The following is a 22,306-nucleotide window of genomic DNA, read 5'->3' as shown; positions in this document are numbered from 1 at the left end:
GGCCACGCCACACCGTCAGCCCGCCACCCGGCGCGACCGGGTCAGCGCCAGCCCACCCAGGACCACCGCCACCAGGCCCACCACCAGCGCCACGTAAGCGCCGCCGCGACCGTTCCCCGTGCCGATCCCGCTGTCCGAAGTGGCCACGACCACCGCGCCGAGCGCCATGCCCACCACCCCCGCCCCCAGGGCCAGCACCGGCCCGAGCCGACCGGAGCCGAACCGGCCGCGGGGTCGGGCCAGGGCCAGCCCGCCGACCACGAGGCCGACCAGGCCCAGCACGCCGGCGGTGGTGGCCGTGGCCCGACCGGCGCTGAAGTAGAGGACGTCGACGGCGGCGAGTGCCTGCATGGGGGTTCCTTAGCTCGGAAACGGTTGCGGCCGCAGCGTAGGGACGCGACCGGCCCCGCGTCGTCATGCCGGAGTTGCCGCGATCCCCCGCCCGCCTACCACCGGGGTGGTACGCGCGCCGCCCGCCGTACCGCCCCGGTTGGCGCCGCACGACGAACGGCGCCCCGCCCGAGGAGGACGGAGCGCCGTTGTCCCGCGACGACTACAGCGGCACGTTGCCGTGCTTGCGCGCCGGCGCCGGGCGGCGCTTGTTGCGCAGCATCGCCAACCCCCGCGCCACCGCCGACCGGGTGTGCGACGGGTCGATCACGTCGTCGACCAGCCCCCGCTCGGCCGCGTAGTACGGGTGCACCAGCTGCTCCGAGTACTCGACCAGCAGCTCCGCCCGCAGCGCGTCCGGGTCCGCCGCCGCGGCCAGCTCCTTGCGGAAGATGACGTTCACCGCGCCCTCGGCGCCCATCACCGCGATCTCGTTCGTCGGCCACGCCAGCGACAGGTCCGTCCCGATGGAGCGGGAGTCCATCACGATGTACGCGCCGCCGTACGCCTTGCGCACGATCACCTGGATGCGGGGCACGGTCGCCTCGCAGTAGGCGTACAGCAGCTTCGCGCCGTGCCGGATCACGCCCGCGTGCTCCTGCGCCGTCCCCGGCAGGAAGCCGGGCACGTCCACCAGGGACACCAGCGGGATGCCGAACGCGTCGCAGAACCGCACGAACCGCGCGGCCTTCTGGGACGCCTCGATGTCCAGCACGCCCGCGGACACCACCGGCTGGTTGCCGACCAGACCGACGACCGCGCCGTCGATCCGGCCGAACGCCACCACGACGTTGCGCGCCCACCTCTCGTGGACCTCCAGGAACTCCCCGTCGTCCACCAACTCCTCGACCAGCCCGCGCATGTCGTAGGGCTTGTTCGGCTCCACGGGCACGATCGAGGCGAACTCGGGCCGCACGTCGTCCACCGCGCCCACGGGCTCGTGGGCGGGCGGCGGCTCCAGGTTGTTCGACGGCAGCATCGACACCAGGTAGCGGACGTCCTCCAGGCACGACTCCTCGTCGTCGTGCACGAACGACGCCACGCCCGACAGCTCGCCGTGCACCGACGCGCCGCCCAGCTCGTCGTGGCTGACCTTCTCCCCCGACACGGCCTGCACCACGTCCGGGCCGGTCAGGTACATCTGGGCGGTGCCGCGGACCATGAACGTGAAGTCCGCCAGCGCGGGCGAGTACGCGGCGCCGCCCGCGGACGGCCCGAGCACCACCGCGATCTGCGGGATGACGCCGGACGCGGCCACCTGGCGGCGGAAGATGCCGCCGTAGCCGTCCAGCGCCATCACGCCCTCCTGGATGCGCGCGCCGCCGCTGTCGTTGAGGGCGATGATGGGCGAGCCGGTGTCGACGGCCATGTCCATCACCTTGTGGATCTTCGCCGCGTGCGCCTGGCCGAGCGAGCCGCCGAAGATGGTGAAGTCCTGCGCGTAGACGTACACCCGCCGCCCGTCGATGGTGCCCGAGCCCGCCACCACGCCGTCGGTGTGCGGGCGGTGGTCGGACACCTTCAACCCGTGCGCCTGGTGCCGCCGGTACAGCTCGACCTCGGTGAAGGAACCCTTGTCCAGCAACAGGTCCAGCCGCTCGCGGGCGGTGCGCTTGCCCAGCGCCCGCTGCCGCGCTTCCGCCTCGGTGTTGGCCACCGCGCGGTCGCGCAGGTCGTCGTTGCGCTCCCGGAGCAGCGCCATGGTGCGGGCGGGCGGCTCGGGCCGGAAGCCCGGGCGCCCGTCGACGTGGTCGATCTCTGATGTGGTCACAGCCGGCCTGCCTGGCGTTCGGTCACCGCTCCGGTGTCGGCGAGCCACCGCACGGTGTCGGCCACCGTGTCGGTGAAGGGTCGGGGCTTGAGGTCGAGCGTGCTCGCGGCCGGGTCGACCCGGACCGCCGCGCCGACCGTGGCGATGGCCCCGTACTCGGCGGGGATGTGCCACGGCCAGGCGGGCTGCACCAGGTCGACGAACCGGCCGACGGGCGTCATCATCGCGGCGGGCAGGAAGACCGCCGGCAGCGAGCGCCCGGTGACCTCCCTGATCCCGTCCAGGTACTCCGAGGTGGTGAGGTAGTGCCCGGGGCCGAAGTGCCTGCCCTCAGAACCCGGCGCGGCGGCGTCCGGGGACAGCAGCGCCAGGTGCAGCGCCGCCGTGTCCCGCACGTCGCCGATCTGCAGGCCGCCGCTCGGCCACATCGGCATGATCCCGCGCAACGTGTTGCGCAGCCGCTCGTTCTGGTCGCCGAGCTTGGGGTCGTGCGGCCCGAGGAGGGCCGGCGGGTAGCTGACCACCACCGGCGCCCCCTCCTCCTGGTGCCGCCTCGCGATGGCTTCCGAGGCGGCCTTGGTGGCCGCGTACGGCTCGCGGGTCGTGCCGACCGGCGACTGCTCGCGGATCACCCGCACACCGGGCCCGAACAGGGCCGCGATGCTGGAGACGTGGACCACGCGCCCCGCCCCGGCACGGCGCGCGGCGCCGAGCACCACGTCCGTGCCGCGGGCGTTGGTGCGCAGCATCTCCGCCCGCCTGCGCCGGTCGAACGAGTACACCGAGGCGGCGTGGACCACGGCGTCCGCGCCGCGCACCGCCGCGGTGACCGACCGCTCGTCGGTCACGTCCCCGACGACGACGTCGATCGCGTCGGGCGGCACCTCCAGGGGTCGCGTGGCGGCTTCCACCGCGTTCGCGTCCCGGACCAGCAACCGGACCCGGTGGCCGGCGCGCACGATCTCCGCCACCGTGTGCGAGCCGACGAAACCGGTACCCCCGGTGACGGTGACCAGCATGTGCACTCCTTCCCAGAGCGAGCGGACTCGGACGTCAGACCCGGTGGAAGGCGCTGCCGTAGAACAACAACGCCTCCGTGCCCGCGCCCCGGCTGCAGCCGAGCACCTGACCGACGAAGATCGTGTGGTCCCCGCCGTCGTGCACCGACACCAGCTCGCACTCCAGCCACGCCAGCGAGCCGTTCAGCAGCGGCGCGCCGCTGCGCGGTCCCTCCAGCCAGTCCACCGCGTCGAACTGCTCCGGCCCGAGCGGCCTGCGCTTGTCGGCGAAGTACTTCGCGGTATCCCGCTGGTCGGCGCCCATGATCGACACGCCGAACCGCTTGGTGCTGCCGATCGCGTCGTGCATCACCGCCGAGCGGGCGATGCACACGAGCACGAGCGGCGGGTCGAGCGAAACCGACGTGAACGCGTTGGCCGTCATGCCGTGGGCGTGCTCGCCGCCGACCGTCAGCACCGTGACCCCGGTGGCGAACAGGGACATCGCGTCCCTCAGCGTGGTCTCCTCCATCGTGGGCGCCGCTTCGTACATGTCCGTCATCCCCCCAGCCCGGCGCGGGCGAGCACCGGGGCCTCGGCGTAGGGCGCGAGCGCCTTGCGCAGGTCGTCGGGCACCCGGGAGGGCACCGTGTTGGTGTTCGGGCCGCGCATGCACGCGATCCGCTGCCTGCCCTTGGCGACCAGGACCTCCTGACCGCCGGTGACCTTGACGTAGTCGAAGCTGAACTGGATCTGCGTCTGGGTCAGCTCCTCCAGCCGCATCCGCACCGACAGCTCGTCGAAGAGGGTGATCTCCGAGAAGAACTCGCACTCCACCTTGAGGGTGAACAGCTTGAGGTCGTCCTGGAGGTCGGCCAGCACGCTCGGCGCGTTCTCCTTGAGGAACATCTCGCGGCACCGGCCCTGCCAGCGCAGGTAGTTCACGTAGTACACGTTGCCGACGAGGTTGGTCTCCTCGAAACCGACGGTGTGGCGGATCTCGTAGTAGTCGGACACGTCAGGCCTCCTTGCCCACGAGCACCGCGAACACCACCGGCTCGGGCCGGTCGTTGACGGTGGTCACCCAGGTGGCGACCTTGGCGTCGCCGGTCGACAGCACCGCCCAGCCGTCCGGGTGGACCCGGTCGACCGTCAGCGCCTGCGAGGTGGAACCGGTCTTGCGCAGGCACTCCAGCGCGCTCCACACCCGGGTCCCGGCGATGGCCGCCGTTTCGCCCACCTCGGTGGTGAGCAGGTCCCGCACGGCGATCAGGTCGTCGCCGAGCAGGCCGGTCCAGTCGTCCTCGGAGCGGGCCACGGCCGACTCGACGTCCACGCCGATCGTGCCGCTGCCCGCGGCCACCGCGAACGTGACGCCGGCGCCGTGCGAGGCGGACACCTCGACGCCGTCGACCTCGGGCTTGCCGTCGGGCCGGTAGCGCACGTCGACCGGCCGGTCCAGCGCCCGGCTGAGCGCGAGCGCGGTCTGCGCCCGGCGCTCGGGCGTGACGTCGGTCGGGTCGGGCTCGACCACGACCGCGCGGCTGCCGCCCAGGACCCGCTCCAGCGAGCGCTCCAGGTAGGAGCCGAGCATGGTCGGCGTCCACGGCCCGGCGCCGTCCTTCTTGCGCACGGCCCGCAGCACCAGGCCCTCCCACCGCTCGACGAGCCGACCGTCGGGGTCGCGCACGTCGAGGTCGTAGGTGTAGCTGTCGCCGTCCTGGAACCGCTCGCGGGCGTCCAGCACCACGTACTCGGCGAGCTGGTCGACCGGCGCGGCCAGGTACAGCCGCTCCACGCTCTGCGGCAGCAGCGTGGCGTCGGGGACGCAGCACTGGATGGCGTGCATCATCACGTCCCGCGTGCCCGGGTCCGCCAGCACCCGGTCCTGCGGCAGGAACGGGGCGAACCAGGAGGCGACGGACGCCGTGGCGACCTCGGCCACCGCGTGCCGGGCGCTCGCCCGCCGGTAGCCCTGCAGCCGCTGGAACCGCTTGCCCTGGAACAGGACGCTGCCGTACAGCTCGGTCACCGGGTCGACCGGCACCAGCGGCAGCACCGGGGCGCCGTCGACCACGTCGCCGGGGATCTCCGGCCGCGGGAACCGCAGCCTGGCCCGGAAGTGGTCGGCGGAGAAGCCGGTGTCCTCGGCCCGGATCGCCACGTCCACGGTCTCGGCGTCGCGGGCCAGCGCGGCGATCCGCACGGTCAGCGAGCCGCCCGGCCGCACCACGACCGGCCGCAGGAACTCGACGTCCTCCAGCAGCGGCGGGCCGTCGTTGCCGGTGAGGGCGGTGGCCACCTGGGTCATCGCCTCCATGCCGATGACGGCCGGGAACAGCAGGTCGCCCTCCAGCAGGTGGTCGCCCAGGTACGGGTCGGCGCCGTCGGACAGGTCGGCCTCGGTGACCAGCTCGACCGCCGGGTAGTGGACCAGGACCCGGTCCACGAACCGGGCCAGCGGCAGCTCGGTGCGCGCCAGCTCCAGCGTCGGCAGGCCCGCGGCGCGGCCGGAGACCACCAGCACGGGGCCGACGGTCGGGTCGGCCAGCACCTCGCGGAGCACCGCGATGCCCGCATCGGTGGAGATCGGCGTGATGCCGTCGCGCATCAGCGCCTCGACCACGCCCAGCCGCTCGCCCATGCCCGCGCCGGACCAGACCGACCACTCCAGCGCCAGGACCCGCGCCCGCGGGTGCTTCACGCCGAAGTCGGCGGTGAGCTCCGACATCCAGTCGTTGGCGGTGGAGTAGTGCGCCTCGCCGCGCAGACCGGCCCGGCCGATGATGCTGCCGAACGTGACCAGCAGCTTGATCCGCTCCGGGTCGACGGCGTCGAGCACCGCGTTCAGCCCCTTGATCTTCGGCGCCAGCGTGGCCCGGAAGTCCTCTTCGGACAGACCGGTCAACGCCTTGGGCTCGTTGCGGCCCGCGCCGTGCAGCACGGCGGTCACCTCGCCCAGCTCGGCGCGGAACTTCGCCACCGCGACGGCGATCTGCTCGGCGGACGTCACGTCGGCCCGCTCGTAGCGGTGCTTGATGCCCGCCGCGGTCATCCGGGCCAGGTTGGCCGCCAGCTCGGGGTCGGCGGCCGGGTCGGCCCGGCCGATCAGCGCCAGGGACGCGCCCGAGTCGGTGGCCATCGCGATGGCGCACTCGGCCGTGATGCCCTTGCCGCCACCGGTCACCAGCAGCACGTCGCCCGCGTCCAGCGGGGCGCCGCCCGCGGAGTCGGGGTCGACCTGGCCGGACACCGCCCGCAGCACCGGCACGCTCCGGACGCCGTCGGCGTCGTAGCGGGCCTGCGAGAAGTCGGTGGTCGCCGCGACCTCGGCCGCGACCCGGCGCACCGCGTCGGTGTCGTCGGCCAGGTCGACCAGCGTCACCGGGATGTGCGGCGCCTCCAGGTGCAGCGTGCGGGCCAGGCCCGACGCGCCGAGCTTGTGCTGCACGACCGCGAGCCTGCGGCCGGACGCCAGCACGTCCCGCGCCGCCTCCAGGAACAGGCCGACGTGCGCGTCACCGCCCTCCGGGGGCAGCAGCAGGAGCACGCCGTCGCCGGGCAGGCCCGCCTTCAGCGGCTCGGCCAGCGGGTGGCCCTCGGGCGCGTGGACCGTCCACTCGCCCACCGGACCGGGCTTCGCGCCGACCAGCTCGCGCTCGACGTGCTCGACCTGGAACGGCCGCACCCACGGCGCCACACCCGGCACCTCGCCGTTGTCGCGCTCCTCGGCGTGCGCCGTGTCGGCCAGGCTGTCGATCAGGTCGGCCAGCTCGCCCATCCGCACGGTGGCGAAGTTGGTCGTGCCCTCCAGCGCCGGGCGGCCGAGCGTGCGGGTGACCTCGTTGACCAGCTGGCCGACCGTGATGGAGCTGAGGTGCAGGTCGTCCAGCGGGTGCGTGGTCGCGGTGATGGCCTCCAGCGGCAGCTCCACGCGCTGCGCGGCCAGCCGGCGCAGCAGTTCGAGCGTGGACTCGCCGTCGGCGCCCGCCGCGGGCCGGGCCTTCCCGGTGGACGCGGCCGGGCTGCCGGTCCCCTGCTCGGCGAGCAGGTTCGAGTCGAGGGCGGGAGCCGTCTCGCAGGGGCTGGCCAGGAACGTCATCGCGCCGTCCAGCGGCAGGTCGCGGGCGACCCGGTCGCCGAACAGGGCGTCCGTGCGGATCGGCGCGCCGAGCACGTGGGCGGCGGCGACGACGGTCAGCAGGGACGTGAGCGACGCGCTGTCGGTGTCGACGGACAGCACGGGCTTGTCCGGCGCGATCTCCTCCAGCAGGCCGGAGAGGACGCGGCCGGGGCCCACCTCGACCACCAGGTCGGTGGTGGCGGCGGCCTTGGCGGCGGCCTCGTGGAACCGGACCGGGAGGGTGATCTGGTCGCGCAGCAGCTCGCGCAGGTCGGCGCCCGCCTCCAGCACGTCACCGGTGACGGTGGAGTGCACCGGGCGGATCAGCCTGCCGAAGTCGAAGTCGACCAGCCGCTCGGCCATCGCCTCGCCCGCCGGCGACACCAGCGGCGAGTGGAACGCGTGCGAGACGTTGATGCGGGTGGCCTGCACGCCCTCGGCGCGCGCCACCGCGCACACCCGGTCGACGGCCTCGGCCGGGCCGGACAGCACGGTCTGCGCCGGGCCGTTGTAGCCGGCGATCACGACGTCCTCGCCCGCCGCCAGCTCCAGCGCCCGCCGCGGGTCGGTCGCCAGGCCGGCCATCGCGCCGCCGCCCTTGCTCGCGCTCGCCATGACGCGACCGCGCTCGGCTGCCAGCGACAGCACCCGGCTGGCGTTGATCGCGCCGCCCCAGTGCACCGCGGTCAGCTCGCCCAGGCTGTGCCCGACCGCCGTCTGCGCCTCGATGCCCAGCTCGCGCAGCACCTTCAGCGCGGCCAGCGAGCCGGCCACGATGCGCGGCTGCGCGACCTCGGTGGCGACCTGGTCGCCCTCGGTCGGCAGGCCGGCGCCGTCGAAGACCTCCTCGGCGACGGCGAACCGGCGGCGGATCGCGCCGACGCCGCCGCGCCCGGAGCCCTGGCCCGGGAACAGGAACGCCAACCGCGGCGCGTCGGCCCGGTCGTCCAGGAACACGCCGTCGGCGGCGTCGAAGGTGTTGACGCCCTCGGCCACCGCGGCGACCAGCTTCGCGACCTTGCGCTCGGCCTCCTCCGGGGTGCGGGCCACGACGGCGCCGCGCAGCGACGCGCCGGTGAGCCGGGCGGCCAGCGCCGAGGCCAGGTCGCCGAGCTCGGCGAACGCCAGCTTCGGCAGCAGCGCGGCCACCTCGGCCAGCCGGTCCTTCAGCGTCGTGCGGTCCGCCGCGTCGAACAGCAGCACCTCGGCGTCCTGGCGACCGGCGACCAGCGCCCTGGTCCGGACGTCGATCTCCTCGCGGCGGGAGGCGTCGGGCGCGGCCTCCAGCGCGATGTGGGTGTTGATGCCGCCGAAGCCCATCGCCGACACGCCGGCGCGGACCGGGCGGTCCTCCGGCCACAGCTCGGCCTCCAGCGGCACGTACATCACCGCGTCGTCGGAGGTCAGCTTCGGGTGCGGGTCGTAGTGGCCCGTGCCCGGCGGGATGACCTGGTGGTGCACGGCGAGGGCCGCCTTGATCAGACCGGCGACCCCCGCCGCTGCCTTGGTGTGCCCGAAGTTGCCCTTGACGGTGCTCAGCGCGGCGGGCCGGGCGTTCGGGTCGGCGGCGCGGCGGGCCGAGGACAGCGCCTCGATCTCGGTCTCGTCGCCCAGCGCCGTGCCGGTGCCGTGGCCCTCGAAGTAGGACACCGACTCCAGGCCGTAGCCCGCGCGGCCGTAGGCGCGGTGCAGGGCCAGGCGGTGGCCTTCGGCCTCGGGGCGGGTGATGCCGCCCTTGCCGTCGGACGAGACGCCCCAGCCGGCGATCGTCGCGTAGATGCGCAGGTTCTTCGCCAGCGCGTCCTCCTCGCGCATCAGCACCAGGGAGCCCGCGCCCTCGCCCGGCCAGAAGCCGTTCGAGTTCTTGTCGTAGACCTTCATCACGTCCTTGGCCAGCGCGCCGGTCTTGGCGAAGCCGATGACCTCGAACGGGTCGATCGAGAGGTCCACGCCGCCCGCGATGGCCACGTCCATGTCGCCCTCGACCAGCGACTTGGCGGCCGTGGCGACGGACAGCAGCGACGAGGAGCACGCGCCGTCGACGGTGTAGCCGCCGCCGCGCAGGTCGAAGTAGTTGCAGATGCGGCCCGCGATCGTGTTCGCCAGGCCACCGGCCAGGGTGTCCTCGTTGATCTCCGGGAACGGCGCCTTGTAGTCCACTTCCAGCTCGCGCAGGAAGCCCGCGATCTCGTCCTCGGGCCAGCCCTTGCCGGCCAGCGCCGCGGCCACCGTGCGCCGCACGTACGGCCAGCGCAGCCGCATCACGTTGGCGCGGGAGAACTCGCCGGTGAGGCTGTTGCCCAGCACCACGCCGGTGGTCCGCTTCGGCAGGCCCTCGCCGTCCGGGAAGCCCGCGTCGGCCAGCGCCTGGGCGGTCACGTCGAGCGCCAGCCAGTGCGTCATGTCCGTGGAGCGGAACGTGCTGCCGGCCACGCGGTAGCGCACCCGGTCGAACTCGAAGTCGCGCAGCACGGCCGCCTTCGTGGAGTAGAAGCGGTCCGGTGCTTCGGGGTCTGGGGAGTAGTAGTCCGCCTGGTTCATCCGCTCGTCGGGCAGCCTGCGGAAGGCCCGACGACCGGCCAGGACGTTTTCCCACAGTTCCCCGGTGGAACCGGCATCGGGGTAGCGCAGGCCGATGCCGACGATTGCGATCCGCTCACTGCTCATGCTTTCACCGTCTTTGAGGACATCGGGGGTTCGGGTCTCGTGCCACTGAAAACGCCGTTATGGAAAAGTGCGACAAATACTCGTGCGGCACCTTCCAAAAATGTGCGCAACGTAAGACTGCACGACCGTACGGCGACATTGCTTCTCCGATTTTGCCCTCTGACCTGCGCTTTTTCCATAACAGCGTGATTCGAATTCCCCCCGGTCACGACATCGCTCGGCACACCGACAGGGGTCGCGCGCTACGGGAAGCCGAAGGTCGTGGGCCGCCGCGCCGGGACCGGCACAACGCCCGGCGAATGACCTGACGACCGTTCGGCCCAACAACTCCGCACAGTCGAAGAAGTAATCCCGCGGGTGTCCTGGGATGCTTTGCAGGCCCCTCGGGAGCACGTGCTCGAAAAAGGGGCTGCACCCAGCCGACCTCCATTGCCCCGGAGAGGGATCAGATGGCGCGACCCGACACCACGCGGCTCCGGCGAGCGGAGCCCGCGACCGCCCTCGGTGGCACGTCCCTGTTCGTCAACGGCCACTTCCCGCGCCGGCGCGGGCTCATCGTCCTGATCGCCTCGATCGCCGGCTTCCTGCTGACCGTGGTGTGGTCGGCGCACTTCGTCGACTCCGTCATCGGCGACAACGTCGCCAACACGCTCCTGGGCCACAACGCCAAGGAGACGCCGATCGAGGGCATCGCGGCGGGCATCGCGTTCGCCTTCGCCAGCGGCATCGCGGGCACGTTCACCGCGTGCAACATCGCCGCGTTCGGCGCCGTCGCGCCGATGCTCGGCTCCGCCGGGTCGCGCTGGTCGCGGCTGGTGGCCGCGCTCAAGCCCATCGGGTGGCTGGCGGTCGGCATGATCCCGGTGTCCGCGCTGTACGGCGTGCTGGTCGGCGTCATCGGCACCCGGATGCCGCAGTTCTCCACCGCGGCGACCGTGCCGGGCACGCTGAACGGCCGCAGCATCCAGTCGCTGGTGGTGTTCGGCATCATCGGCCTGGTCATGTTCTACCTGGGCCTGGCCGCGCTCGGCCTGGTGCGCGACCCGTTCCGCAAGGTCTCCCAGCGGTTCCCCAACGCCCCCATGGTGTTCATGGGCGTGTTGATCGGCGGGTTCCTCATCGGTCGCCCGTTCGGGCTATTCCGGCAGATGTTCCGTGACGCGGCGGAGAGCCACAACCCCCTGTACGGGGCCGCCGCGTTCACCCTTCAGTCGGTAGGCAACATCGTGATCATCGCAATACTGTTCCTCGCACTGGCGTACTTCGCCGGGGGCCGTTTGCAGCGGTGGATCTCGGCCAACCCGACCCGGATCACCGTCGTGACGGCCGTCGCGCTGATCGTCGCCGGGGTCTTCACCTTCATGTACTGGGACATCAGGCTGCTGGCCCGGCGGGAGATCATCCCGTGGTACCCGACGGCGCCCTGGGCCTGATCGCGACGAGGGGAACAGGGACACCATGGGCATCCCGACCGAGCCGATCGGCAGCGTGCCACGTCCGGCGGAACTGGTGCAGGGCTTCCAGGACCACGCCGAGGGCCGCATCGACGCGGCCGAGCTGCGGGCGCTGACCGACCGGGCGCTGGCGGACACCGTCAGCCGGTTCGAGGCCACCGGCTCGCCGGTGGTCACCGACGGCGAGCAGGACAAGCCGAGCTTCCTCACCTACCCGGTGGCGGGCATCGCGGACCTCGCCGGCGGCGGGGCCGTGGTGCCGTTCGCCGACGGCCACACCCGGCAGCTGCCCGTGCTGACGAGCGGGCCGTTCCGCTACGCCGCGCACGCCGTCGACCTGCTGCGCACCGCGCAGGGGCTGACGTCGCTGCCGGTGAAGCAGCCGGTGATCGCGCCCTCGGCGCTGAGCCTGCTCTACCCGGCCGGCGGCATCGACGGCTACTCGCGGGACGAGTTCGTCGCCGACCTCGTCGACGAGACCGCCGCCGACATCCGCGCCTGCCTGGACGCGGGCGCGGCCGTGGTGCAGCTCGACTTCACCGAGGGCAGGCTGTCGCTCAAGCTCGACCCGTCGGGCGGGCTGCTGCGCGACTTCGTGGCGCTCAACAACGCGGTGCTGGAGCGCTTCTCCCCGGAGGAGCGCGCCCGCATCGGCCTGCACACCTGCCCCGGCGGCGACCAGGACTCCACGCACAGCGCCGACGTGGACTACGCCGACCTGCTGCCCGACCTGTTCCGGGTGCGGGTGGGCCGGTTCTACGTCCAGCTGGCCAGTGAGCCCGACCGCCGCCGGGTGCTCGGCATCATCAAGGAGCACCTGCCCGCCGACGCGCGGGTGTTCGTCGGGGTGACCGACCCGATCGACCCGCGGGTCGAGACGGCGGAGGAGGTGCGCGACCGGGTGCTGGAGGCGGCCGAGTTCATCCCCGTCGAGCGGTTGGGCACCTGCGACGACTGCGGGTTCGCGCCGTTCGCCGACGACACGTCCACCAGCCGGGACACGGCGTTCGCGAAGATCGCCGCCCGGGTCGAGGGCACGAAGCTCGCCTCGGCCGCCCTCGGGGTCTGACCCGCGATTCCCACGACGCCGGGACCGCCGCGACTCGCGGTGGTCCCGGCGTCGTCGTCCGTGCGCCGTCCACACCGGATTCCCGGTCGATCCCCGCGCGAACAGCAACGTGCGAGAAGAGAACGCAGTCACGTAACGGTGTAATGCACAAATGGAATTCCCTTCGCGCCGGCACGGCACGGAGGGAGTAGGCGACGCGCCGACGCCGCCGAGACGATCTGGGCGGGCGGCGCCGTGCCGCCCGGCCGAATCCCACGTCAGGGGGCGAGGTTGAAGAAGATCACTGGCCGCCTGGTCCGGTTGCCCGGCCTGGCGCTGCGCTGCGCCTGGGTCGGCGCCATCGTGCTCACCTACGGCCTGATCATCGCCGGTTCGGCGGTGGGCGCGCGCTTCCGGCGTTCGCGGGACGGCCGCGGCCTGCGCGACGGCGACCGGTGGGTCAGGATGCTGACCCGCCTCGGACCGTCCTACATCAAGATCGGTCAGCTGCTGAGCACGCGGCGGGACCTGCTGCCCGACGAGGTGACCACCCCGCTCGCCCGGCTCACCGACGGCGCCACGCCGCCGAGCAGGCGGCGGATCGAGCGCGCCGTCCGGGACGCCTACCGGGACCGGCCCTGGCCGTTCCGCGAGTTCGACTGGGTCCCGGTCGCCTGCGGCAGCATCGCGACCGTGCACGAGGCGGTGACGCTGGACGGCAGGCACGTGGCCGTCAAGGTGCGCCGACCGGGCATCGAGCGGGTGATGTGGCAGGACTTCACGCTGACCGCCACGGCGATGAGCGTGATGGGCCTGCTGCCGAAGCTGCGCAAGATGCCGTTCAAGCTCATGCACGGCCAGGTGGGCGGCGCGATCCTGCGGCAGCTCGACTTCGAGGCCGAGGCCGCGTCGCTGACCGCGCTGCGCGACAACCTGGTGCGCTCGGGCCGGAACGTGACCATCCCGGCGCCGCTGCCGGAGCTGTGCACGCCCGAGACCGTGGTGATGGACTTCATCAGCGACCTGCGGCGGTTCGAGCCGGGCGAGCTGGACCTCGACACCCGCCGCTCGGTGCAGCGCGCGGTGCTCGGCGCGGTCTACGAGATGCTGTTCATCGACGGGTACGTGCACTGCGACCTGCACCCCGGCAACCTCTACTTCGACCTCAACGCCGACCTGGTGATGCTGGACGCCGGTTTCGTCATCCAGCTGCCCGACCCGGTGCGCCGCTCGTTCGCGGACTTCTTCATCAACATGGCGATGGGCGACGGCTGGTCGTGCGCCCAGATCGTCATCGAGAGCGCGGCCGAGGTCGCGGACGACTGCGACCTGGAGGGCTTCCGCACCGCGCTCGGCGAGCTGGTGTCGGAGACCTCGGGCGCGAAGTCCGGCGAGTTCGACCTGGCCCGCTTCGCGGGCAGGCTGTTCGACCTGCAACGGCGGTTCGGCCTGTTCCCGGCGCCGGAGTTCGCCTTCCCCCTGCTCTCGCTGCTGGTCATCGAGGGCATGATCAAGGGTTTCGACTCCGACCTCGACTTCCAGGCCGAGGCCATGCCCGTCCTGCGCCGCCGCAACATCCCCCGTGACGCCCCAACCGCTGTCGAAAGGTGAGTCGAGCAATGGACGCAACCACGCACGTCCGGGTTCCGCTGGTCGAGGAGGGCCAGGCCGACGGCCGGCTCGCCGAGCTGTACGACAACATCAAGCAGTCCACCAACCTGCCGTTCGTGCCGGACATGTTCCGCCTGATGTCCACCCGGCCGGACCTGCTCGAAGCGGTGGTCGCCGGGTACAAGGGCATGTTCCTCGGCGGCGTCCTGCCGCGGCAGACGCGCGAGCTGATCTCGGCGTGGACGTCGAAGGTCAACGAGTGCCCCTACTGCGTCGGCACGCACAACTTCTTCTTCCAGGCGTTCGGCGGTCCGAAGGAGACCGCGGCGGCCGTGGAGTCCGCGCAGTCCGTCGAGGACCTGCCGGTGGACGAGCGCACCAAGGTGCTGCTGCGCCTGCTGACCAAGCTCAGCAAGGAGGCGTACAAGATCACCGACGCCGACTGGCGCACGGCGCTGGACGCGGGCTGGACGCAGGAGGAGCTGCTGGAGGGCTTCTTCATCGCCGGCATGTTCAACTTCATCACCCGCATGGTGGACGGTCTGGGCCTCGGCTTCTCGGTGGCGGCGAGCCGGGTGTCGCAGCAGGAGGTCCCGACCGGAGGTGAGGGATGAGCGCTTCCCGCGCCGTCCTGATCACGGGCGTCAACTCGTCCGGCGGGCTGTCGTCCGGCACCGGCCGGGCGACGGCGCTGCGACTGCACCACGCGGGCTGGCCGGTCTACGCCACCGGGCGCGACCTGGCGGGCCTCAAGGACCTCGCCGACGAGGGCATCACCACGCTCCAGGTGGACGTCACCGACGAGGAGTCGATGGCGGCCGCGGTCGAGCGGGTCACCGAGGACCACGGCGCCGTCGGCGTCCTGGTGAACAACGCCGCCTACAGCCTCAACGGCACGATCGGCGAGACGCCGATCGACCAGGTGCGCCGGCAGTTCGAGACGAACTTCTTCGGCCTGTCCCGGATGACGCAGCTGGTGCTGCCCGGCATGCGCGAGCAGCGGTCCGGGCGCATCGTCATGATGTCGTCGATCTTCGGCCTGTTCGCCACCCCCGGCCGCGGCTACTACCAGGCCACCAAGCACGCCCTGGAGGCCATCAGCGACTCGCTGCGGCTGGAGGTGAAGCCCTGGGGCATCAAGGTGGTCCTGATCGAGCCGTCGCCGATCCTCGGCTCGTTCGTCCCGACCACGGTCGGCGACCTGGGGCTGTCCACCGACAGCGACCTGTACGCCGACTTCTGGGAGCGGTTCGTGGTGTGGCACGGCGCCTACCGCGAGGTCGACCACCCGAAGGGCCGCGGGCGGACGGCGGTGCGGTCGGGCACGGTCGCGGAGACCATCGAGAAGGCCATCACCGCGCCCAACCCGAAGATCCGCTACCGGCTCGGCCTGCCGACCCACCTGCTCAAGCCCCAGCGGGCGATCTTCGGTGACAGAGCGTGGGAGTTCTTCGTGACGAAGTTCTTCCCCCAGCCCTGAACCGCGTTCCGCGGCGCACGGCGAAGCGGCTCCGGACCCTCTCGGTCCGGAGCCGCTTCGCCGTGGTCGGCCGGTTCAGCCCTCGCGCAGCCAGTCCGCCACCCGCTCACCGATCATGATCGAGGAGAGGTTGGTGTTGGCGCGCACCGTGCTCGGCATGATGGACGAGTCCGCGACGTACAGGGACTCGGTGCCGTGCACCGCGCCCTTCGCGTCCACGACCGACTCCGGGTCCGAGGCCGGGCCCATCCGGACCGTGCCGACCGGGTGGTAGGCGCTCTCCAGGCTGGTCTTCACGAACTGCCGCACCATGTCGTCGTTGTCGATCATGGCGTCCCGCAGCACCACGAAGCCCTGGCCGAGCTTCATGATGTCCGGGTGGTGCGCCAGCTTCCACGCCGTGCGGACGCCGTCGACGAGGATGTCCATCTCGCGCTCGTCGTCGAGGAAGTTCAGCACGATGTTGGGCTGCGCCGACGGGTCGGTGGAGGGCAGCGTGATCCGACCGCGGGAGCCGGGGCGCTGCGCCACCACCATCACGCCCAGGATCTCGGTCGTGCCCGCCAGCATCTGCAGCTCGGGGAACTGCGCCAGCGAGAAGTGGTTGACCATGTAGTACTGGAGGTCGTTGAACTCGCCCGAGACCGGCGACGTGGTCCGCAGGATCTCCTGCAGGAACGCCTCGCTCGGGTTCGTCGCACCGGGCTGCGGCACCAGGAAGGCGCCGGTGCGCTGGTGGTCGACCAGGTTGCCGCCGACGCCGGGCAGGTCCGACCGGACGTCGACGCCCAGCCGGCGCAGGTCCTCGGCGGGACCGATGCCGGAGCGCAGCAGGATCGCGGGCGACGCGACCGCGCCGGCGGCCAGGACGATCCGGCGGCCCTCGACCAGCTCGTAGGCGCCGCCCTCGGCCGCCGCCATCACGCCGATCGCCCTGGCGCCGTCGAACACGACCCGGTCGACCGTGGTGCGCGACCTGATCTCCAGGTTCGCCCGGCCGCGGACCATCCGCAGGTACGTCGTGCCGGTCGTGGCCCGGTGCTCGGCGTCGTGCCGGGTGGACGGGATCGAGCCGACGCCGGTCGCCTCCGGGTGGTTGTGGTCCTTGACCTCCGGGAAGCCGTTCTGCAGGCAGGACTCGATGAACGCCGTCTGCGCCGGCGACAGCTCCTCCGGCTTCCACCGGCGGATCGGCATGGGGCCGCCGCCGCCGTGGAACTCGCTCTCGCCGAAGTCCTGGTCGTTCTCCAGCTTGCGGAAGTAGGGCAGCACGTCCGCGTAGGACCAGCCCGGGTTGCCGGCGGCGGCCCAGTCGTCGTAGTCCTCCGCGACGCCGCGCAGGCCGACCGTCGCGCCGACCGCCGACGAGCCGCCGGCGAGCTTGCCGCGGGGGTAGCGGATGCGGCGGCCGTCGTGGACGTCCGCCCGGAAGGTCCAGTCGTTGCCGACGAACGACATCGAGCGACCGTAGAAGATCTCCTCGGGCAGCTCTTCCGGCTCGGCGTAGTCCGGGCCGCCTTCCAAGAGCAGCACGCGCCGCGCGGGATCCTCGGTCAGCCGGGCCGCGAGCGCCGCACCGGCCGATCCGGCGCCGACGATGATGTCGTCATATTGAGCCGTCATAAGCAGTCCTCGAAGAAGATTGGGCGCTTCGGGCGCAGGGTTCTGCGACCCACCCGCCGAGCGTCGCACCGGCCGCGATGACCTTGCTACTCGCGCGTTGCCCGGCGTGCCGGACCACCGCCGGCAGAGGAATCCTCGGTTTTCGCCGGGTCGGCGGCCTGATGAGCACGGGAGGAGTAGGCAACGGGCACACCCCCGACCGACCATTTCCCTTGAGTCCCAATCGCTGCGGCCACCGTGGCGGGACGAAGGGAGCGAACATTGTCCAGCCCGTGGGGGGCGCTCAGACGCCGCGTCCTGACTCCCAACATCTCCGCGACCAAGCTGTCGGTGCGCGGCTTCCACTACAAGGACGAGACCGCCAAGGAGCTGCTGGAGGCGGTCGGCCGGTCCTTCCTGGAAGGCTACGGCTACGCCGCGGAATCGCGCACGCCCGACGAGGCCGAGCGCAAGCTGGAGGAGATGCCCTACAAGTTCCGCGGTTTCGCCTACGAGGGCGCCGGGATGGGCTTCGCCGTGCGCGACGCGCTCCCGTTCGGCCGGGGCGGGCGGACCGGGCGGTTCCTCCAGGGCCGGGCCAAGGCCCACGACTACATGGTCTACGTGGGCGTCGGCTGGGCCATGGCCAGGGTGCCGAGGGCGCGCTGGTCCAAGCTCGGCCTCGACGCCGACCCGCTGCTGCGCTGGCTGGCGCTCGACGGCTACGGGTTCCACCAGGCGTACTTCCACACCGACAAGTACGTGCGGCAGCAGTACGTCGAAGTGGACTTCCCGTGGCCCGAGGACGGGTCCAGCTGGTACTCGCCGCGCGGCATCGACCAGGGCATCGGCCGGGCCCTGTGGTTCGTCGGCGGCGCCGACCCGAAGGTCGTGGCGGACCTGATCGAGGAGTTCCCCGAGGAGCGCCACGCCGACCTGTACGCGGGCTCCGGCCTGGCGGCCACCTACGCGGGCGGCCTGCCCGAGGAGGAGCTGCGGTGGTACGCCGACCGCGTCGGCCCGTACCTGCCCAACGTCGCGCAGGGCAGCGCGTTCGCCGCCACCGCGCGCGTCGACCAGGGGCTGGTCGTCGAGCACACCGGCGTGGCCGCCGGGGTCTTCTGCGACATGACGCCCGAGGAAGCGGCGAAGCTGTGCCACGACACCCGGCCGCCCGCGGTGGCCGAGCTGCCGGAGCACCCCGGCGTCCCGGCCTTCGAGGTGTGGCGCAAGCGGATCACCGCGGCCTTCACCAGTGACGCGGACGTGTCGGCATGACCGCGACGGACACGGCGGGCGCGCGCCGGGCGGTGCCCGGCCCGCCGCGCAGCGAGACGTTGAGCCTGCTGGCCAGGATGGCCCGCGACCGGCTCTCGGTGATGACGTCGGTGTCGCGGCAGTACGGCGACGCGGTGCGGTTGCGATTAGGTCCGAAGTCGATGTACTTCTTCAACCACCCCGACCACGCCAAGTACGTGCTGGCCGACAACCCGGGCAACTTCCTCAAGGGCATCGGCCTGGTGCACGCCAGGCGCGCGCTCGGCGACGGCCTGCTGACCAGCGAGGGCGAGTTGTGGAAGGCGCAGCGCAAGACGATCCAGCCGGTCTTCCAGGCCAAGCGGATCGCGGGCAAGGCCGAGGTCATCGCGCAGGAGGCGGCGGGGCTGGTGCGCAAGCTGCGCGAGCACCGCGGCGGTGGGCCGATCGACATCAGCGAGGAGATGACCGGGCTGACGCTCGGCGTCCTCGGCCGGGCGCTGCTGGACGCCGACCTCGGCGCGTTCGAGTCCATCGGGCACTCGTTCGAGGCGGTCCAGAACCAGGCGATGTTCGAGATGATGTCGTTGAGCACGGTGCCGCACTGGGTGCCGCTGCCGATCCAGCGGCGCTTCCACCGCGCCCGGGCCGACCTGGACCGCATCGTCGCCCAGCTGGCCGAGGAGCGCCGGAGGAACCCGACCGGGGCGGGCGACGACATCCTGTCGCGGTTGGTCGAGGCGGTCGAGCAGGAGTCCGACCCGGTGGCCGGGCACCAGCGGATGCGCGACGAGATGGTGACGCTGCTGCTGGCCGGGCACGAGACCACGGCGAGCACGCTCAGCTGGACGTTCTACCTGGCCGACAAGCACCCCGAGGTGTGGGAGCGGCTGCACGCCGAGGCGGTCGAGGTGCTGGGCGACCGGCAGCCGACGTTCCAGGACATCCCGCGGTTGAAGTTCACCACGCAGGTGATCCAGGAGGTCATGCGGCTGTACCCGCCGGTCTGGATCCTGCCGCGGGTGACCAAGGAGGCCGACGAGATCGGCGGTTACCACGTGCCGGCCGGCGCGGACGTGCTGATCTGCCCGTACACGCTGCACCGGCACCCCGGGTTCTGGGAGGACCCGGACCGGTTCGACCCGGACCGGTTCGAGGCGGGCCGCTCGGCCGGGCGGTCGCGCTACGCCTACATCCCGTTCGGCGCGGGTCCGCGGGTCTGCGTCGGCAGCGGCCTCGGGATGATGGAGGCGACGATCGTGACCGCCAGCGTGGTGCGGGAGCTGCGGCTCGCCACCGCGCCGGGTTACGAGGCCCGCGGTGAGCCGATGTTGACGCTGCGGGTGCGCGGCGGGCTGCCGATGACGGTGCGCTCGGCGGCGTGAGCGCGTGCCGGTGGACGCCGGCCCGGGGTTCACCGGCACGCGTCGACGGCCGGTGGGGTGCGCCCTGATCGGTGGAGGGCGGAATGCGGCGGCCGGTGGCCCCGGGGCGCGTGCCCCGGAGCCGTCGGCCGTCGGTCCGTGAAGCCCTTACGGCCGGCGGAGGTCGTCAGTACGCTGGAGTTTCTTCTTCCCGATCACCTTTGAGCGCCGGCGGAGGAACCGATTTCGATGCGAACAACAGTGCAGGCCGGCTTACGCGGGCTGTCGACCTCCCAGGTGCGCCAGGTGCGCCCGGTGCGGTACGGCAAGGGCGACCCGGTCGTGGCCCGCGTCTACCGGGAGCTGGAGCGCGACTTCGGCGTGCTCGCGCCGCCGATCGCGCTGCACGCGTCCTCACCGGACGTGCTGGCGGCGAGCTGGTTGATGCTGCGCGAGACGCTGCTGGTGCCGGGATCGGTGCCGCGGGCGCAGAAGGAGGCGGTGTCGACCGCCGTCTCGGAGACCAACAACTGTCCCTTCTGCATCTCGATGCACTCCTCGATGCTGATCGACCTGGTCGGCTACCGGGGCGGCACGATCCCCGAGCCGGCGGCGCGGGCCGCCGGGGAGTGGGCCACCGCGAACGCGAGCCCCGACACGGGCGCCGCGCACCCGGTGCCGTTCCCGGTCGGGCAGGCGCCGGAGATGGTCGGCACGGCGGTGATCCTGCAGTACCTCAACCGGATGGTGAACATCTTCCTGGGCGAGCTGCCGCTGCCGCCCGGCGCGCCGGCGGCGTCGATGACCGTGGTGCGCCGGGTGCTGGTGTGGCTGATCAAGTCGGCCGAGCGCCGCGGTCCCCTGCCGGGCACGTCGTTCGACCTGCTGCCCGACGCGCCGCTGCCCGAGGACATGCGCTGGGCGGAGGGCCACCCGGCCATCGCCGGGGCCTACGCGCGGGGTGCGGCCACCATCGAGGGAGCCGGTCGCCGCACGGTGCCCGCCGAGGTGCGGCAGCTGGTGCTGGAGCACCTGGAGCGCTGGGACGGCCGTCCACCGGGGATCAGCCGCGGGTGGGTCGAGGAGTCGATCGCCGTGCTGCCGGAGGGTCAGCGGGACGCCGGTCGGCTGGCCCTGCTGACGGCGCTGGCGTCCTACCAGATCGACCAGCCGGTGCTCGACCGCTACCGCGCCGGGCAGCCGGACGACCGGTCGCTGATCGACCTGACGTCCTGGTCCAGCCTCGCCGCGGCCCGGCGGGTGGGCAGCTGGATGAGGATCCGCGAGGGCGAGCCCGATCCCCTGCCGCCGACGGCGCACACCGCGCACGAGTGACGGTACGACGGCAGCTCCGGTCCACTCGGGCCGGAGCTGTCCCCCTTCGCGCCCCGGTGGTTTCAGCGGCGGTCGTCGCCCGGCGCCCGGCGATCTCAGCGGCGGTCGTCGCCCGGTCGACGGCGGTCGGGCGGTCGGGCGACCAGCGCGGAGGTGAGGCGGTCCGCCGCGAGCACGAGCAGCGCGGCGACCAGCAGGCCCGCGCCCGCGCCGACCGCCACCCCGGTCAGGCCGCCCACCCGCCAGCCGATCGCGGCGCCCGCGGTGGCCAGCACCAGCACCGCCGCGAGCACCGCGGACTGGGCCAGCCACCGCCAGGAACCCGCCCGCCGCCGCTCGGGCACTAGCGGTGGGCCGGCGACGGCGCGGCGAGCTCGACGTCGGTCGCGCGGCGGCTGTCGAGTTCCGGCAGGGCCAGCAGGATCGGCAGGTCCAGCGCGCACGCCGACCTGGTCTCGATGTCCGCCTCGGCGATGCGGCCCGCGCGCACGGGCACCGACTCGGCCGCGCCGACGAACAGCGGGCGGCGCTTCGCCGGGCTCGGGTCGAGGTCGTCCACGGCCACCACGGCGGCGCGGAGGTAGAACTGGCCCTCCGGCATGGCCTCCAGCCGGTACGGCCCCGAGCCGGCGCGGAGGTCGCACGCGACCGGCACGCCCTGGGCGATCGGGTCCCTGAACGCGCCCACGTACACCCGCACCGGCGTCCCGGTCTCCGGCACGCCGATCCAGCCCGTCACCGCGCCGGCCTGGTTGCCGCGCGCCGGACCGGGGTAGGACGACGGCGCGGGCGCGCCACCGCGGGACAGCGCCCGGTACCGGGCCGGCGGCACGCCGACGCTGCGGGTGAAGCGGCTGGTGAACGTGCCGAGGCTGTTGTAGCCCACCATGTAGGAGATCTCGGTGACGCTCAACGACGTCTCCAGCAGCAGCTGCTTGGCCTTGGTCAGGCGGATGGCGGTGAGGAACCGGCCGGGCGAGGTGCCGGTCAGCGTCCGGAAGACCCTGGAGAAGTAGAACTTGCTCAGGATCGCGGTGTCCGCCATGTCGGCCAGTGAGAGCGGTTCGTGGTAGCGGCTCCACATCGTGTCGATCGCACGTTCTACCGCAGACTGCACGACAGTCCCTCCATTCCACTCGCTGAAGCGGTCATGACACCGTCGAGCCACCTGGCCGAAACCCGTGGTGGACATTCGTCCGGCCATTT

The 22,306-nt window shown here is 72.5% G+C and carries 17 protein-coding genes; 8 read left to right on the top strand and 9 right to left on the bottom strand.

Annotated elements, in window-relative coordinates:
• Window positions 1–15: 15 nt before the first annotated feature.
• The 6 genes from AB0F89_RS19715 to AB0F89_RS19690 all read right to left on the bottom strand — a co-directional run bounded on the left by AB0F89_RS19715 (window position 16) and on the right by AB0F89_RS19690 (window position 9,949).
• Complete coding sequence (locus AB0F89_RS19715; protein WP_367138241.1) at window positions 16–351, bottom strand: DUF6223 family protein; 336 nt, start codon at window positions 349–351, stop codon at window positions 16–18.
• Window positions 352–553: 202 nt separating this feature from the next.
• Window positions 554–2,092 carry an acyl-CoA carboxylase subunit beta gene (locus tag AB0F89_RS19710; protein WP_367138934.1) on the bottom strand — a complete coding sequence of 513 codons (1,539 nt, stop codon included), beginning with the start codon at window positions 2,090–2,092 and terminating at the stop codon, window positions 554–556.
• Between the two features lie 65 nt (window positions 2,093–2,157).
• Window positions 2,158–3,180: an SDR family NAD(P)-dependent oxidoreductase gene (locus AB0F89_RS19705; protein ID WP_367138239.1), complete on the bottom strand. Its 1,023-nt coding sequence runs from the start codon at window positions 3,178–3,180 to the stop codon at window positions 2,158–2,160.
• Window positions 3,181–3,214: 34 nt separating this feature from the next.
• On the bottom strand, window positions 3,215–3,712 hold the full coding sequence (locus AB0F89_RS19700) for a flavin reductase family protein (protein WP_367138237.1): 498 nt from the start codon (window positions 3,710–3,712) through the stop codon (window positions 3,215–3,217).
• Window positions 3,713–3,717: 5 nt separating this feature from the next.
• Window positions 3,718–4,176 (bottom strand): acyl-CoA thioesterase, encoded by a 459-nt coding sequence (locus AB0F89_RS19695; protein WP_367138235.1) that lies wholly within the window; start codon window positions 4,174–4,176, stop codon window positions 3,718–3,720.
• Between the two features lies 1 nt (window position 4,177).
• Window positions 4,178–9,949: an SDR family NAD(P)-dependent oxidoreductase gene (locus AB0F89_RS19690; RefSeq protein WP_367138233.1), complete on the bottom strand. Its 5,772-nt coding sequence runs from the start codon at window positions 9,947–9,949 to the stop codon at window positions 4,178–4,180.
• Window positions 9,950–10,398: 449 nt separating this feature from the next.
• Between AB0F89_RS19690 and AB0F89_RS19685 the strand changes: the two genes are divergently transcribed.
• From AB0F89_RS19685 to AB0F89_RS19665, 5 genes are all read left to right on the top strand, one after another.
• A complete protein-coding gene (locus AB0F89_RS19685; protein ID WP_367138231.1) occupies window positions 10,399–11,382 on the top strand; it encodes a hypothetical protein in 984 nt (327 codons plus the stop codon).
• Window positions 11,383–11,407: 25 nt separating this feature from the next.
• Window positions 11,408–12,472, top strand: a complete 1,065-nt coding sequence (locus tag AB0F89_RS19680) for a cobalamin-independent methionine synthase II family protein (protein ID WP_367138229.1) — start codon at window positions 11,408–11,410, stop codon at window positions 12,470–12,472.
• A 270-nt stretch (window positions 12,473–12,742) separates the two neighbouring features.
• Complete coding sequence (locus tag AB0F89_RS19675) at window positions 12,743–14,062, top strand: ABC1 kinase family protein (protein ID WP_367138227.1); 1,320 nt, start codon at window positions 12,743–12,745, stop codon at window positions 14,060–14,062.
• An 8-nt stretch (window positions 14,063–14,070) separates the two neighbouring features.
• Window positions 14,071–14,676: a carboxymuconolactone decarboxylase family protein gene (locus AB0F89_RS19670; protein WP_367138225.1), complete on the top strand. Its 606-nt coding sequence runs from the start codon at window positions 14,071–14,073 to the stop codon at window positions 14,674–14,676.
• Entirely contained in the window at window positions 14,673–15,542 is an 870-nt protein-coding gene (locus AB0F89_RS19665) for an SDR family oxidoreductase (protein WP_367138223.1), read from the top strand. Before AB0F89_RS19670 ends, AB0F89_RS19665 begins: the two co-directional genes overlap by 4 nt.
• A gap of 75 nt (window positions 15,543–15,617) precedes the next feature.
• Here the strand turns inward: AB0F89_RS19665 and AB0F89_RS19660 are convergent, their stop codons facing one another.
• A complete protein-coding gene (locus tag AB0F89_RS19660) occupies window positions 15,618–17,165 on the bottom strand; it encodes a GMC family oxidoreductase (RefSeq protein ID WP_367138220.1) in 1,548 nt (515 codons plus the stop codon).
• Window positions 17,166–17,426: 261 nt separating this feature from the next.
• Here AB0F89_RS19660 and AB0F89_RS19655 point away from each other — a divergent pair, with 261 nt between their 5' ends.
• The 3 genes from AB0F89_RS19655 to AB0F89_RS19645 all read left to right on the top strand — a co-directional run bounded on the left by AB0F89_RS19655 (window position 17,427) and on the right by AB0F89_RS19645 (window position 21,100).
• A complete protein-coding gene (locus AB0F89_RS19655) occupies window positions 17,427–18,422 on the top strand; it encodes a DUF1702 family protein (protein WP_367138218.1) in 996 nt (331 codons plus the stop codon).
• On the top strand, window positions 18,419–19,786 hold the full coding sequence (locus tag AB0F89_RS19650; RefSeq protein WP_367138216.1) for a cytochrome P450: 1,368 nt from the start codon (window positions 18,419–18,421) through the stop codon (window positions 19,784–19,786). The genes AB0F89_RS19655 and AB0F89_RS19650 overlap by 4 nt, the downstream gene beginning before the upstream one ends.
• Before the next feature lie 228 nt (window positions 19,787–20,014).
• On the top strand, window positions 20,015–21,100 hold the full coding sequence (locus AB0F89_RS19645) for a carboxymuconolactone decarboxylase family protein (protein ID WP_367138214.1): 1,086 nt from the start codon (window positions 20,015–20,017) through the stop codon (window positions 21,098–21,100).
• A gap of 95 nt (window positions 21,101–21,195) precedes the next feature.
• Here AB0F89_RS19645 and AB0F89_RS19640 read toward each other — a convergent pair whose 3' ends face one another.
• Both AB0F89_RS19640 and AB0F89_RS19635 read right to left on the bottom strand, forming a co-directional pair.
• Entirely contained in the window at window positions 21,196–21,444 is a 249-nt protein-coding gene (locus AB0F89_RS19640) for a hypothetical protein (protein WP_367138212.1), read from the bottom strand.
• A complete protein-coding gene (locus tag AB0F89_RS19635; protein WP_367138210.1) occupies window positions 21,444–22,217 on the bottom strand; it encodes a helix-turn-helix transcriptional regulator in 774 nt (257 codons plus the stop codon). The genes AB0F89_RS19640 and AB0F89_RS19635 overlap by 1 nt, the downstream gene beginning before the upstream one ends.
• Window positions 22,218–22,306 lie beyond the last annotated feature (89 nt).

The sequence above is a fragment of the Saccharothrix sp. HUAS TT1 genome (assembly GCF_040744945.1).
Classification (GTDB): Bacteria; Actinomycetota; Actinomycetes; order Mycobacteriales; family Pseudonocardiaceae; genus Actinosynnema.
This window is presented reverse-complemented; position numbering and strand designations above follow the sequence as displayed.